21 protein-coding genes are annotated in these 13,011 nt (G+C 42.2%); 13 read left to right on the forward strand and 8 right to left on the reverse strand.

The genetic code is table 11. The annotated features are described in order from the left end of the window. Window positions 1-2 precede the first annotated feature (2 nt). Complete coding sequence (locus SNR28_RS03705) at window positions 3-1,016, forward strand: hypothetical protein (protein ID WP_375749680.1); 1,014 nt, start codon at window positions 3-5, stop codon at window positions 1,014-1,016. A gap of 3 nt (window positions 1,017-1,019) precedes the next feature. Here SNR28_RS03705 and SNR28_RS03710 read toward each other — a convergent pair whose 3' ends face one another. Further along, window positions 1,020-1,952, reverse strand: coding sequence for an integron integrase (locus SNR28_RS03710; protein WP_375749681.1), 933 nt, complete (start codon window positions 1,950-1,952; stop codon window positions 1,020-1,022). Between the two features lie 263 nt (window positions 1,953-2,215). Between SNR28_RS03710 and SNR28_RS03715 the strand changes: the two genes are divergently transcribed. Then, complete coding sequence (locus tag SNR28_RS03715) at window positions 2,216-3,094, forward strand: DUF4238 domain-containing protein (protein ID WP_375749682.1); 879 nt, start codon at window positions 2,216-2,218, stop codon at window positions 3,092-3,094. A gap of 257 nt (window positions 3,095-3,351) precedes the next feature. Continuing rightward, the gene (locus tag SNR28_RS03720; protein ID WP_114780090.1) at window positions 3,352-3,900 is read left to right on the forward strand and encodes a hypothetical protein; all 549 of its coding nucleotides are present in this window, start codon (window positions 3,352-3,354) and stop codon (window positions 3,898-3,900) included. A 132-nt stretch (window positions 3,901-4,032) separates the two neighbouring features. Here the strand turns inward: SNR28_RS03720 and SNR28_RS03725 are convergent, their stop codons facing one another. Both SNR28_RS03725 and SNR28_RS03730 read right to left on the reverse strand, forming a co-directional pair. Beyond that, the gene (locus SNR28_RS03725) at window positions 4,033-4,323 is read right to left on the reverse strand and encodes a type II toxin-antitoxin system RelE/ParE family toxin (protein WP_005377002.1); all 291 of its coding nucleotides are present in this window, start codon (window positions 4,321-4,323) and stop codon (window positions 4,033-4,035) included. Next, window positions 4,313-4,561 (reverse strand): type II toxin-antitoxin system Phd/YefM family antitoxin, encoded by a 249-nt coding sequence (locus SNR28_RS03730; RefSeq protein WP_375749683.1) that lies wholly within the window; start codon window positions 4,559-4,561, stop codon window positions 4,313-4,315. The genes SNR28_RS03725 and SNR28_RS03730 overlap by 11 nt, the downstream gene beginning before the upstream one ends. Window positions 4,562-4,763: 202 nt before the next feature. On the opposite strand from SNR28_RS03730, the gene SNR28_RS03735 reads away from it, so the two are divergent. Beyond that, on the forward strand, window positions 4,764-5,252 hold the full coding sequence (locus SNR28_RS03735) for a DUF523 domain-containing protein (RefSeq protein WP_375749684.1): 489 nt from the start codon (window positions 4,764-4,766) through the stop codon (window positions 5,250-5,252). Between the two features lie 309 nt (window positions 5,253-5,561). Here SNR28_RS03735 and SNR28_RS03740 read toward each other — a convergent pair whose 3' ends face one another. From SNR28_RS03740 to SNR28_RS03750, 3 genes are all read right to left on the reverse strand, one after another. After that, the gene (locus SNR28_RS03740) at window positions 5,562-6,173 is read right to left on the reverse strand and encodes an IS110 family transposase (RefSeq protein ID WP_375749894.1); all 612 of its coding nucleotides are present in this window, start codon (window positions 6,171-6,173) and stop codon (window positions 5,562-5,564) included. Then, a complete protein-coding gene (locus tag SNR28_RS03745) occupies window positions 6,170-6,475 on the reverse strand; it encodes a transposase (protein ID WP_375749685.1) in 306 nt (101 codons plus the stop codon). Before SNR28_RS03745 ends, SNR28_RS03740 begins: the two co-directional genes overlap by 4 nt. Before the next feature lie 369 nt (window positions 6,476-6,844). After that, window positions 6,845-7,870, reverse strand: a complete 1,026-nt coding sequence (locus SNR28_RS03750) for an IS110 family transposase (RefSeq protein WP_375749686.1) — start codon at window positions 7,868-7,870, stop codon at window positions 6,845-6,847. Between the two features lie 153 nt (window positions 7,871-8,023). On the opposite strand from SNR28_RS03750, the gene SNR28_RS03755 reads away from it, so the two are divergent. Next, window positions 8,024-8,305: a type II toxin-antitoxin system Phd/YefM family antitoxin gene (locus tag SNR28_RS03755; protein ID WP_375749687.1), complete on the forward strand. Its 282-nt coding sequence runs from the start codon at window positions 8,024-8,026 to the stop codon at window positions 8,303-8,305. Then, a complete protein-coding gene (locus tag SNR28_RS03760) occupies window positions 8,302-8,589 on the forward strand; it encodes a type II toxin-antitoxin system RelE/ParE family toxin (protein WP_375749688.1) in 288 nt (95 codons plus the stop codon). Before SNR28_RS03755 ends, SNR28_RS03760 begins: the two co-directional genes overlap by 4 nt. A 179-nt stretch (window positions 8,590-8,768) precedes the next feature. On the opposite strand, the gene SNR28_RS03765 is transcribed toward SNR28_RS03760, so the two are convergent. Together SNR28_RS03765 and SNR28_RS03770 are read right to left on the reverse strand one after the other, a co-directional pair. After that, the gene (locus tag SNR28_RS03765; RefSeq protein WP_375749689.1) at window positions 8,769-9,065 is read right to left on the reverse strand and encodes a type II toxin-antitoxin system RelE/ParE family toxin; all 297 of its coding nucleotides are present in this window, start codon (window positions 9,063-9,065) and stop codon (window positions 8,769-8,771) included. Between the two features lie 6 nt (window positions 9,066-9,071). Further along, on the reverse strand, window positions 9,072-9,314 hold the full coding sequence (locus tag SNR28_RS03770) for a type II toxin-antitoxin system Phd/YefM family antitoxin (protein WP_045957228.1): 243 nt from the start codon (window positions 9,312-9,314) through the stop codon (window positions 9,072-9,074). A gap of 232 nt (window positions 9,315-9,546) precedes the next feature. On the opposite strand from SNR28_RS03770, the gene SNR28_RS03775 reads away from it, so the two are divergent. From SNR28_RS03775 to SNR28_RS03805, 7 genes are all read left to right on the forward strand, one after another. Then, the gene (locus tag SNR28_RS03775; protein ID WP_375749690.1) at window positions 9,547-9,900 is read left to right on the forward strand and encodes a VOC family protein; all 354 of its coding nucleotides are present in this window, start codon (window positions 9,547-9,549) and stop codon (window positions 9,898-9,900) included. A 145-nt stretch (window positions 9,901-10,045) separates the two neighbouring features. Next, a complete protein-coding gene (locus SNR28_RS03780) occupies window positions 10,046-10,753 on the forward strand; it encodes a hypothetical protein (RefSeq protein WP_375749691.1) in 708 nt (235 codons plus the stop codon). A 95-nt stretch (window positions 10,754-10,848) separates the two neighbouring features. Beyond that, on the forward strand, window positions 10,849-11,166 hold the full coding sequence (locus SNR28_RS03785) for a heavy metal-binding domain-containing protein (RefSeq protein ID WP_375749692.1): 318 nt from the start codon (window positions 10,849-10,851) through the stop codon (window positions 11,164-11,166). Between the two features lie 122 nt (window positions 11,167-11,288). After that, window positions 11,289-11,510, forward strand: coding sequence for a VF530 family DNA-binding protein (locus tag SNR28_RS03790; RefSeq protein WP_375749693.1), 222 nt, complete (start codon window positions 11,289-11,291; stop codon window positions 11,508-11,510). An 81-nt stretch (window positions 11,511-11,591) separates the two neighbouring features. After that, on the forward strand, window positions 11,592-11,783 hold the full coding sequence (locus tag SNR28_RS03795; protein ID WP_375749895.1) for a DUF1289 domain-containing protein: 192 nt from the start codon (window positions 11,592-11,594) through the stop codon (window positions 11,781-11,783). Next, window positions 11,784-12,323 (forward strand): hydrolase, encoded by a 540-nt coding sequence (locus SNR28_RS03800; protein WP_375749694.1) that lies wholly within the window; start codon window positions 11,784-11,786, stop codon window positions 12,321-12,323. 51 nt (window positions 12,324-12,374) lie between these two features. Then, complete coding sequence (locus SNR28_RS03805; RefSeq protein ID WP_375749695.1) at window positions 12,375-12,887, forward strand: GNAT family N-acetyltransferase; 513 nt, start codon at window positions 12,375-12,377, stop codon at window positions 12,885-12,887. The last annotated feature ends 124 nt before the right edge of the window (window positions 12,888-13,011 follow it).

The following is a 13,011-nucleotide window of genomic DNA, read 5'->3' on the forward strand; positions in this document are numbered from 1 at the left end:
TCATGGGTTGGTTGAACTATATTACTCTGAACTCGGTTGCTCCGGTTCCAAACCTGCATCAAATCAGCGATGCAGGGGCAGGAGAGGGATTAATGCAGCTTCATCCGACCCGCGATACAGAGCAAATTGCCTGCGGACATGCTAACACGCTTCTCAATGGAGAGTTTCATCCATCACCTGTGTTAGGCAATGGCTCTGTTACCCCCGCGATTTTGGTACATGGCTTGTTTAGAGCGCTTCAGAAAAAAGGGTTCAAGATTCGACTGCACTGTTATCAACTTGGACTGGATAACACACCAGACTTTAGTGACTGCAAACTGGATGATGTGGTTGTTCACCATTGCAACATTGGTGATGAAGCGGAGCTTATTCAAAAGGAGCTTATCCCTGAACTTAAAAGACAAGCTGAAGAGGGTGAAGAACACCTGATTGCGGAATCCGGAATTGGAGGAACGACTTTCGCTACGCTATGGCTTCGCCGTTGGATTGATGAATCGCTCTGGTTTGCAGGAAGTACCAAAGATCCACAAAAGCTGGCTATTAAATCCCAACTACTCGAATCTCTGTGGGAGAAATCTTCGGAACTCGCATTAGATGTAAACCAATATCGAGTTGATAATGAGTTGTCAGATCCAGTGCAGCGAGCTTGTTGTTCATTGCTAGAGTCACCGTGCAAATCACTAAACTTTGCTGGTGGTGCAATGATATTTGCTCCTGTTATTGCGATGAATGGTAGTTCTCCGGTTAACGAGGTTTCAATCTCAACCACCAAATGGGTATTGGAATGTGAGGACTCAAGAGTTGCGGCATTTTCACTGCCTGATAATTGTCGATTAACCACCCCGAAAGCAGATTTCTTGCTGTCTGAATATGAAGCTATCCGAATGTACGAAAAAGGCTATGTCATCGAAGGTTGTGGCTTAGGCGCATGCCTTGTTTTTGCTGAGCAACATGGGCTCAGTGAAAGTGAAATCATTAGTAGCCTGGATAGTGCAGTAGGGCATTGGTTAAGTTAATTATCACGTAGAAAGCAGTTGCAGGGGGCTAGTAACGTTGCTGGCTCCTCGGTTTAGTACGTGGGTATAGATTTGTGTTGTTTTCACATCTTTGTGTCCTAGTTGCTCCTGAACAGTTCGAATATCAGCTCCCGATTCAAGTAGGTGGGTTGCGAAACTATGTCTTAATGTGTGGCACGTGACGTGCTTTATTAGCCCCGCTTTTTTAGATGCTTGCTTGATAGCCTTGCTTAATGCGCTCGGGTTGATATGGTGGCGCCTGATTTGGCCTGTTTCTGGATCAGCCGAAAGTTTTCCAGACGGAAAGAGATATTGCCATTTTAGCTCTTTACTTGCATTGGGATATTTCTTGTTTAGTGCGTCTGGAAGCCATACTCCAGCGAAGTGCTCATTGACAATATCTTGCTCAAAGTACCTTTTTACTATCTGCTGTTGTAGTTCAAGTGCTGCATGTAGATCCTCTGCAAGTGTAACTTGACGGTTTTTGCCTCCCTTACCTTGCCAGACCCTAACGACACCAAAATCGAAGTCGATATCCTGATACCTTAATCGAAGGAGTTCCATTTGCCTTAACCCGCTACCATATAACATTTGGGCGTGAAGTTTGTATATGGGATTGATAGCCTGAAAAAGTCGGCCGAGTTCTTTGCGTGTAAGCACTACAGGTATCTTTCTTTCAATTGCCGAGCGTTGAAATCTCAGTTCCATTGAAAGTGGGCGCTTAATGATCTCTTTGTACAAAAAATTTATAGAGTTTAAGGCAATGGCTTGTGTTTTCTGTGAAGAGTTCCTTGACGTAGCGAGGTAGGTAAGAAATGCCTCAACGTGAGATTCATCTAGTTTGTCAGGATGTTGTTTCTGGTTGTAGTAAATGTACTGTTTAATCCAATAAATGTAGCTTTGGACAGTCCTATACGCATAGTGTCTGGCAAACATATACTCGATTTAACTGGTTTTATGAACAGTATCTGATTCTTAGTAAAATTTAGTGTGATATAAGGATGATTTCCGTATTTTTGAGTTGTCAACTAAGCTGAACTGTTTACTATTAATTTATTAATCAAACGGTTAACTGATAACTCTAGAGCGTTGGTTCGTGCGATAGATGGACGAGTCGAAGTGAGATAGATGGAAAGAAACCGTTTAGAAAGCGTTAGCATACTTAATCACTTCACAAACATGTTTACCTGTAGGAATGTATGAATAATAAAAAACAGCAGCATTATATTTGGAAGCATTATTTAAGCCCATGGCTTAAGGGTGAAAAAGTCTGGTGTAATAGAAGTGGAAAAATATTCCCTACCTCAAGGGATAACATTGGGCAACAACGTTTTTTTTACGAGGCTGAACCTTTAAATGATTTTGAACGGAAATTGGTGATTAGCTTTATAAAGAAGATGCATCCTACTAGTTATGAGACTAGCTTGAGTACCTTAGAAATTTACGACGTGGTATCTCGGGGAGATCAACTTACACGTAGAAATGGAATTGAAGAATATCACACATCTATTGAGCACAAAGCAGAAGCAACTATTGAAAGCCTATGGGACAAGGACTTGTCTTGGTTGGATAATATGCAAAGTAAAATAGACTTTTCGCGCTTCTTAGGTGTCCAGTATTGTCGTACAAACCGAGGGCGACAATCATCATCAATTTCTCTTCGAGAAGTTGAAGCTGCTTTCCCTATGTATACAGGACTGTTTAGCCCAGACAAATTATCTAAAGTTTTGTGTCTGTTAATGGGGGACGTAGTTGGTAATTGGATCTACTCTTCAGGCCATTTTAGTTTGCTCAGTAATTCTACAACTCTAGAGTTTATAACTGGAGATCAGCCCTTATTCAATCTAGATATGAGGGGAAGAGGTAAAAATGAAAATGCGATGGAGTTCAATTTGTTTTATCCAATTTCACCAAAGTTAGCTCTATTAATTACCCGTGACCGAAAAGAGCATAAGGAGTTGAATATTGATGAGGTCAATTCGTACAATAAATTCATTGTTTCGTGTTCTCATGAACAGTTATATGCAAAAAACAAAGAGTCATTGTTAGCATACCTGCCCGAAAGAAAAGTATGCTAACAAGCAATTTAAGAGGGATTCACAACGCTTGGCATTTTTGCTTCTACTTCAAATTTAGTGTTTATGGCACAATGTTTTAGGTTTGGGTGGAGGCGTTGTTCACCCCTTAATTGGGCGTTAGGTTTCGTGTTTGAACTCGCAAAAATAAGTGCAACTAGTGTAATATCATAACCCACTATTTAAATGTGGTTATCTGTCTCCATATAGCACTTAGGGTTAGCAATTGCTTTCCTCTGTAAACTAAAAGTGGAGGCTGTATGACAGCTAGTTATGCTAAAGATTTTCACGAAATTCCAGAGTCATTAACCAATAACTCTTCTCTTAAGCGCAAAGCGTTGGACTTAGTCCAATCTGAACCAATTGCAGGTAAAGTTACGACTGGTGGTAGTCGGTTGGAAGATTTTCGAGAAATCTTAATTGACTTCTTTGATTTGCAAATAGATTTAAACGCAGCGATTGCTGAAACTGAACATAGGCTACCTCGTCAGCATAGTATGTTTTCTGGCGATAACCGTGTGTTTGCAAGTGGTTGGGCGGAGCGTTTAGTAAGGACGCAAGTTAGTAGGTTCTATAATCAGGCTGTCTTGGAAACAATCATTGAAAGCGGAAGTGATGATTGCTTTGTAGATCACTCTTCAAGTGAACAGGCTTCGTCGAAGTGTTCTCAGCAATTAGCAGGTGCGAATCATAGTGCTCGCGTAATGCTAGAGCGTATAAAGTCATCTTATGGCGATGGTGAATGGAATAATGAGCGCAAGCTCCCTGACCATCCTCACTGTACCCATACGTTTAGCCCTGTGCTATAAAACCTAACAATCTGTTTAAGAGTGATTCGCAACGCTTGGCATTTTTGCTATGCGTTGCGTTTTGTGTTTAAGGTGGTATGCGGAAGCTTCGGTATTGCGTTGCTCACACCTTAACAGGGCGTTATACCGCAATCAATCATCTAACCTTTTCATAGCTTTACGATAAACATCGCTTCGTTCGCGCTTTCCTACAGCTAAAACGGTTACAATGATGACATCGTCTTCAACTTTGTAGACTAGACGGTAACCAGATTGGCGAAGTTTAATTTTATACATGTTGTCAGCACCGGATAGTTTTGAAGCCGGAACATGTGGATTGTCTAAGCGTTCAATTAGCTTTTTCTTAAACTGTTGCTGTAGCGTGGAGCCAAGCTTTTTCCACTCTTTGAGTGCGCTTTTCTTAAAGTCGAGCTTATAAGTCATCAATATTTACCGAAATGCTCTCTTCAGACTCACGCTCATTAGCGATAGCAAGCAGTTCAAGATCTTCGAGCCTGTCCATCATCATTTCGTATGCTTCGGCAGGTACGCAATAAAATGCTGGCTCATTTCGGTTTAATACAGCAACAGGTTCGCCGTAAGCACTAGTAGCGACTTTCATAGGGTTAGCTTTTAACTCAGTAATGCTTGCAGCAACATCCGCTAAAATTCTAGTGGTCATATAATCAGTCTCTTAAGTGGTCTTAATTTCGGTCATTTTATCCTGAATCAAGCGGTATAACAAGGCGCTCAAAGGGACAAAAAATGTGTGGCACTTTTGGTTCCGGTTAGGTTTAGTGTTATCGTTGTTTTCATTGAAGTTATAGGGCTTTTTTTGCCTATTAGCTTAGCGTTAGCTATTTCTCGCATATAAAGGAGTTCCAGTGGTAAAAGTTCTTGTTAGTTCATGTTTGGTTGGAAACAACGTTAGATACAATGCGAGCTGCTTATCGATGCCAGAACCTGAGTTACTCTGGCTCAAGTCAAACACCGAGCTAGTGATCTTTTGCCCTGAAGTATCAGCAGGTTTGCCTATTCCTAGAGCGCCTGCCGAAATCATTACTGGTAAAGGTGTTGATGTGCTCGATGGTTTGGCAAACGTCGTTGGAAATGATGGCATCGATGTTACTAAACAGTTTATAAGTGGGGCAGAGAAGGCTTTGGAACTGTGCAACACAGAGCAAATAAAGTACGCAATACTTGCAGAAGGCAGTCCTTCCTGTGGCAGTTCAAAAATTTATGATGGCACATTCAACGGGATTAAAATCGATGGTTCAGGGGTAGCTACTGCATTGCTCGAGCGAAATGGGATTAAAGTCTACAGTCAGCATACGGTAGCTAAGCTCCGAGGGGTGTTGGAAAAACATAGCTAACAAAGCATTTAAGAGTGATTCGCAACGCTTGGCAGTTTCGCTTCGCTCAAGTATAGCCAAGCGTCGCTCACATATATGGTCTCCCCCTGTTTTGCAAGTCAGCAGTGTGATTCAAAGTGCAGGTTAACTACCATATATACGGCCTGTTTTCGCGGCTATTGCCTTGGCCAAGATGAGGCAGTCGAACACGAAGTCCTAATCACCTTATCGACTGTAAAAGCCAGTGTGAGCACAAGGTTTTCAACGTGTAGGATTATCCTGTTATTCATCTTACTACGTACTTTGCAAAGGGTTGGTGATGGTTGTTTTTTATGTTGGTTGATACTCTTCATTTTTGGTTGTGACGGCCCAGGCGATTCGCATAAGTTTGTTCGCGAGTGCTACCGAGGCACGATTAGCCCCTCGTCGCTCTTGTAGCTCAAGCATCCATTTACTCAGTTTGTCGGATTTATACTTGGCTCGTCTTAAAGCCGCCCGTGCTCCATGAACCAGTAACGAGCGAATGTAAGTGTTACCTTGCTTAGTTATTCCCATAAGAATCACGTTACCGCCTGTTGTATCTTGCCTTGGAACGAGCCCCATCGCCGCGGATGCATCACGTCCAGTTTTGAACTGTTGACCAGAGCCGAGCCAGACGGCGACTGCTTGACTAGTGAGCGGGCCAAAGCCTGGAATAGACATCAGTCGCTTGGCATTATCAAACTGTTTGACGGTTTGGTTGAGCTTGTCTTCAAACCATTTAATCTGTTCGTCAATATATAAATAGCGTTCGTATTGATGTGATACCAGTTCACGTAATATTGGTGATAGTTGGTTCTCGGCATCCTCTAGAACTTCAGGAATTGCTTGTCTAAAAGAAGCTTTTCCTTTGGGAATAACAATGCCATATTCGGCAATTAACCCCCGAACCTGATTAATCAGGCGAGTTCAGCAATTGCTTCAGCGTCGTTATAGTCGTTCTTTTGTTTACGGCGTTGATTTTTGACGTGTTGGGGCGGGTATAGCAGGACTTCGTGCCCAAATTTTTTGAACTCACGAGCCCAGCAATGAGCCCCTGAACAAGTCTCCATGGCAATAATGCATGGAGTTTGAGTTGCGATGTAGTTAAGTAGTTTACTTCGCGGGAGTTTTTTTCGACCGAGATTCTTTCCTTTATGATTGATTTCAAAAAGAAAGAAAATACTTTTTGCTAAGTCGATGCTGATGATTTTATGCTGAGTCATGGTCTTCTCCTTTTGCTTCAGGACCTGAACACTCCAAGCATGGCTCAAGGCCGTGTGAAGTGTTAGGGGGAGACCATCTCATCACCTTAACAGGGCTACATGGATTCCCCCGGTTGTCAAACGTCCGCTAAACTTCAAGTGATGGGTTTTGGACTGCCGCTCTACATTCGGCCTACTTATCGACGATTTGCATACGTCGTGGCCCTGATGACTATGCGCGACTGCGGTGCCTTATTCGTTAGATGACATCATAATGTGTCCGCCGCATTAACAGGCTCTCCGCTAGTGGTCTTAACCTATCTCCATCCATTGCGTCCGCTATGACCCGGTGGGTGTGAATCTTGTTACGCTGCTTAAGACGTAAAGCGCTTAGGCAGCGTAATTTTTATACTCTGTTTGATTGTGTAGCAGTGACCAGATGATACGAGTATTTTTAGCAGCCAGTGCAACAATGGCTCGATTCATCCCCCTTCGCTCTAATATGCCTCTACACCATTGGCTCAACCTGTCTTGTTTATCTCCCAGATTGGAGATAACTGTTCTCGCTCCATGAACTAAAAGTGTTCGAAGGTACTTGTCGCCATGTTTGGTTATTCTGCCAAGTCGTGGTTTTCCGCCTGTGGAGTATTGCTTGGGTACTAAACCTAACCATGCTGAGAAGTCCCGACTTTTATCGAACTGGGAGCCATTGCCTATTGATGCCAATATTGCCGTTGCTGTTTGAGGGCCAATACCTCTGACTTTCATTATTCGCTGAACGTTGTCACTGGCTTTAGCAAAGGTATCAAAAGTATGTTCAGTATCAGCAATACGCTGATTGAGTATATCGAGATGCTGATAGGCATCATGAAGTACAGCTCTTGCCAGTTGAGGAAGGTCATTTTCAGCATCTTCCAGCATTAGCGGTACTTGTTTCATTAAGGATGAACGACCGACAGGTATAACTAAGCCGAACTCAGAAAGCAGTGCTCTAATACGATTCATGATAGCGGTTCGTTCACGAACCCAATGCTCCCGCATTCGGTGAACAGACAACATGGCTTGTTGCTCGGGTGATTTAACCGGAACAAATCGAGTAGAGGGGCGCTGAACCGCTTCGCAGATAGCAACGGCATCATTGAGGTCGTTCTTGCCCTTAGTTCGATAAGGTGCGACATACTTGGCAGCCATGATGCGTGGTTCATGTCCGAGTGTTCGAAGTGTCCTAGCCCAATAGTGTGCACCACCACACGCTTCAAGTCCTATACGCATCGGTGGCATATTTGCTGTTGTAGTCAGCAAGTTAGAGCGGTTAACGGATTTGTGGATTAGAACTTTACCATTCTGGTCGACAGCATGAAGACTGAAGTGGTTTTTAGCTAAGTCGATACCGCAGAAAAAAGAATAATCAGACATGGTGCCTCCGGTTTTAATAATGACCACATAAGTGTGGCTGATCCTCGGGAGGGGGAATCCATGTCATTCGTTATAACACAACACACAAATCTTGCCCTCAAATGTCAATTGAACTATTATTTGTACGTTATTTTGTACTGATTGGAGTTCACTATGAGCCGTATCCGCTTCGACCAAGACATCCAACCGCTATCGGAGTTCCGAGCGGGTGTTGCTTCTTACATAAAACAAATCAATGAAACTCGTCGCCCACTGGTTATTACACAACATGGTAAAGGTGTTGCCGTTGTCTTAGATGTCGTTGAGTATGAGGCGATGCAGGAGAAGATCGAGTTACTAGAAGAAATACGTGCAGCGGAATCTCAGCTAGCTTCTGGTTTGGGGGTTTCAAATGAAGACGCTCGTGCTCAAGTTCTTGGACGTATCAAAAAATGAAAGTAGTTTGGTCTCCGCTAGCTCTTCAAAAGCTAGGTGATACTGCTGAGTTTATTTCTTTAGATAGTCCATCAGCAGCGGAAAACTGGGTAAACGAGATCTTTGATAAGGCTGAACTTCTGGGAACGATGCCTGAAATGGGGCGCTTCGTTCCTGAAATGCCCAATACAAACTATCGTGAAATCATCTTTGGCCATTACCGTATTATCTATAGTCTAGGTCTTGAAGTTCGTATTCTGACAGTTCGCAATTGTCGACAGTTGCTGTCTGAAGACGATCTGTAGCACAGTGTTATAACAAATTGCTTAAGAGTGACGGCAAACCTTTGGCATTTTTGGTTCGGTTGAGTTTAGTGATTACGGTGGCTTTGCTTAGGCTTCGTGGTGGTTAGCCGCACCTTATCAAGGCGTTAGTTTACCAATCAAGATCATCACCCCAGTTTTTATTTAGGGTGATGTCTTAGCTACAAGTGGTTTTGTGGGAGTTGCGATTGACTAAGTACAGCCACAACTAAAATAAAACCGTCTTCCTTTGTAAAGTAAGCTGTGTGTTTTCCTACCGGAAAATAGAAACTGCTTGGATAAATCTCATCACAGCTGTGACCTACGGCTGGGTTGTCGGCAAGCATTTGAAACCCAGCTAGCAATGTATCTTTATAGTTGTTCCACTGCATTTTAGAAAAGTTGTTGATGGTATAGCTTTTAATTTTTCGTAAATGAGCCTGAGCCAATTTACTTAGTTTGTATTTATTCTTTTGCATAGTGGGTTACAAGGCGCTTAGGAAATCTTCCCCATCAACTACATTGCCTTGTGCTAAGTCTTGTTTAGCTGACTCGAAACAATGTTTAAGGTAATCAGTTTTCATTGCCTCTAGTTCTTCATAGTCTTTGATAGACATTACCACCACGGCATCTTTACTGTTTTTGCTAATCTTTACTGGCTCACGTTGGGCGCTTAGAAGCAGCTCACCAAAGTTACGCTTTGCATCATTTGCTGTTAGTGTGTGCATACTCAGTCTCCAAGTTTGGAATTACAGTAAGATTATAGCTTGTCGCACAAAATGGTCAATACGATTAAATCGTGCGATTTGTGCGAAAGGCAAACTAACAATAAATTTAAGAGTGATTCACAACGCTCGGCGCTTTCACTTCAAGCCAGTTTAGTGTTTATGGCACAATGGTTTAGGTAAGGTGGTAGCGTTGTTCATACCTTAATTTGGCGTTATGTGGCAGGTAGGATCTATGACCCCAGTAGCAGTTCTTGTTTATGTTCCCGATGTGGAGGCAGGGCTTCAGTGGTATCAGCAAGCGTTTCCTGAAGCTGTTCCAATTCATCTTCCAGACTTTGATTTCACGGTACTCAACGCAAACGGTTTTTCTCTCGAAATTGTTCAATCTGACGACAAGGTTTCTGAGGGTAAAAAGGGGACTGTACTCTATTGGTCTGTGAGTGACTTATCTGTAGCATTATCTCGTTTAGAAGCTCTTGGGGCATCTTTATATCGTGGTCCAATGGAGGTCGAAAATGGACTCTCTATGTGCCAACTTGAAGATCCCTTTGGAAACTTAATCGGTCTACGTGGGGCAACCACATAACAAATTGTTTAAGAGTGGCAGCTAACCTTTGGTATTTTTTTGGTTTGGTTGGCTTCAGTGTATACGGTAGCAATGTTTGGGTTTTGTAGTAGTTAGCCGCATCTTAGCTAGGCATTATGCAACCGGGGTTCAGGAGTAATCAGATATGCAGTTAGTAACTAGAGACTTAGCTCAGAGCAAGCGATGGTTGTCTGATTCTGAGCGAAAGTCCATCATTGAAATAATCGGCTCAAGTTTTTCAAACGTGACTCCAGAGGCTTATTTAGCTAAATACTTTGATGATTCTGATGCATTTGAACGAAAGCTTAGGCTTTACTTAGATGGTCACCAAGTTGTTGGTTATTGTTTGCTTACGTTCACTGACGAATCAAAAATTACAGTAATTCGAGCCTCGGCGGGATTTCTACGTGACTATCGAAAGGGTGGGAATACTTTCCAGTTTTCGTTGTCTGAGAGCTTTAAGTACTGGCTGCGCGCGCCCTGGAAGACAATTTATTACGCAGATACGATGCTTAGCCCTGCTATGTATCGAGCTATAGCAAAAAATACAGGTATTATTTGGCCTCATCCTCACCACCAAGCTCCGGGTGAAATCTTCAACCGTTTTAATCCTGATGGAGACCTTAGTTTAACCGAGCCTTTGCGTTGTTTGGTTCCTGTAAATCGAATAAGCAATTACGCGAAAAGCGAACTAGAGTCCTTTGAAAATAGTAACAAGCTCGAAATTCAATATTATTGCAACTTGAATCCAAACTTTAATCACGGAGTGGCTTTGTTTGTAGTAATCCCAGTAAATTTTAAGCAATTTTTAAAAACCGCATGGAAGAAACTTCGCGCAAGAAACGTGGCATAACGAAGTGTTTAAGACACAATGTTACCAGCAAAGCAAAACCGGCTATACCAGTGCTAGAAGAGTTCAACACATGACATAATGTTCTAAGGTAAATTATGATTTTTACAACAACAGAAACAGTTCCAGGCAAGGAAATAGAAGCCGTATTGGGCGTTGTTAATGGGAATGTAGTCCAGTCTAAACATGTTGGCCGAGATATAATGGCAGGTTTGAAGGGGATAGTCGGGGGTGAACTCAAGGGCTATACAGAGATGTTGATGGAAGCTCGGAATATAGCGGTAGAACGATTAATTGCAGACGCTGAAAAGTTAAATGCAGATGCAATTGTCGGGATACGCTTTACAACGAGTTCGGTTACTGATGGTGCGTCAGAAATACTCGTTTTCGGTACAGCGGTTAAGTTACGGCCTTAAGAATCAATGTAATCAGGCTACGAAACGGCTAGTAGCATAATAAGGTCCGGGTTCATAGCAAGGCGATTTAACCTCTAGCTTCTGTTACACTCCGCCTTCTCATCGAACAACAGGTACTTAAAATGAGTCAAGAACAACCGAACAACCCACTTCATGGCATCACTCTTGAAAAAATGCTAGTTCGACTGCAAGAACATTATGGTTGGAAAGGGTTGGATTCGAAGATTCAAATCAACTGTTTTTACAACAATCCATCAATAAAGTCTTCGCTGAAGTTTTTACGTCGAACGCAGTGGGCAAGAGACAAAGTTGAAGCCCTGTATATAGAGACTTTCTGTAAGTAAAGCTGCTGTTTCGGGCAAGAACGAGTCTAGCTGGATTTTGTATTCTCACTATGCAATTGTTAACATTGTGTAACTGGTTTTATAAAAAGAAAACGTGTCGTGAATTCTCCCTGTGTTCGAAATTGCTGCCTTGACGATAAAGATATCTGTATCGGATGTTTTCGAACTCTACAGGAGATTTTGGACTGGTCGGAGTCTACTCCAAAAGAAAAACACGAAATACTTCAAAGGTGTTGGGAGCGTAAAAAGTTAGCTCAATCCAAGGAGGATTAAATGTTATCAAGGGAAAAAACTGGGCTTATTGTTGTTGATGTACAAGGTAAACTCGCAAGATTGGTGCACAATAGCGATACTGTAATCTCCAATTGTCAGAAGCTGATTCAAGGTGCGCAGGCTCTTGAAATTCCGATTATTCTTCTTGAGCAAAACCCTGAAAAACTTGGCGACACAGTCAGCGAGTTGACGAATCAACTCAATGGTATACAACCAATAGTTAAATATACGTTTAATGCCTTCGAAGCTCCTGATTTTGAGCAGGCTATAAAAAACATGAAAATAGATACCTGGTTAGTTTGTGGTATAGAAGCGCACATTTGCGTCTATCAAACAGCCAGAGGTTTGATTGATATGGGTTACAAAATAGAACTGGTTAGCGATTGTGTCTCGTCTCGTTCTGCCTCGAATGTAGAACTTGGTATAAATCGCATGAAAGATGCGGGTGCTTCTATCACTGGGCTGGAAATGTGTCTTTATGAACTTGTTGAGGACTGTCGCTCTCCCGAGTTTAAGAGAATATTAGATTTGATTCGCTGAGGCGTATTTCCGTCAAACGATCCCTATCACTTATCTGCGGCTAGAAAACAAATGGAAATTTCTGCAAAAATTATCAGTCAGGCTGACACTGCAAAGCTATTAGATTTCGAGTTAGAAAACAGGCAATGGTTTGAGAAACATATCCCTCCCAGATTAGATAGCTTTTACTCTCTTTCAGGTGTTCAGTCGCAGATAGAGACGTTTTTAGAACAGTATGAAAATGAAACCCTTATACCAATGTTGCTTTGGACGCCTGATGGGGAGTTATGCGGTCGTTTAAACCTGACCATCGACGAGTCTGAACCCACAGTTGGAATACTTGGTTATCGGGTGGGGGAGAGATTTACTCGCCAAGGCGTAGCATCTCAGGCAATCAGTTTAATACAACAGTATATTGTTCAGTTTACTGAGATTACTACCTTGAAGGCGATAGCGTTAACGAGCAATATCGGTTCTAGTAAAGCGCTGGAAAATAATGGTTTTAACAAAGAATCTAACATTAAAAACTTTGTGTTGTTAAATGGACGCCACGAAGACGCCAATGAATATATCTGGACGCATTAATAAGAAGCAGACCCTAGCTCTTATATAGCAATCTGTTGTTGTGAGTTAACTCCCTCTCTCGAACTGGACTGGATTTGCAACATATAAAAATTTGATATACTACCGAGCAATATTATTTATACAG

The sequence above is a fragment of the Vibrio iocasae genome, from assembly GCF_042245395.1.
Lineage (GTDB): Bacteria > Pseudomonadota > Gammaproteobacteria > Enterobacterales > Vibrionaceae > Vibrio > Vibrio iocasae.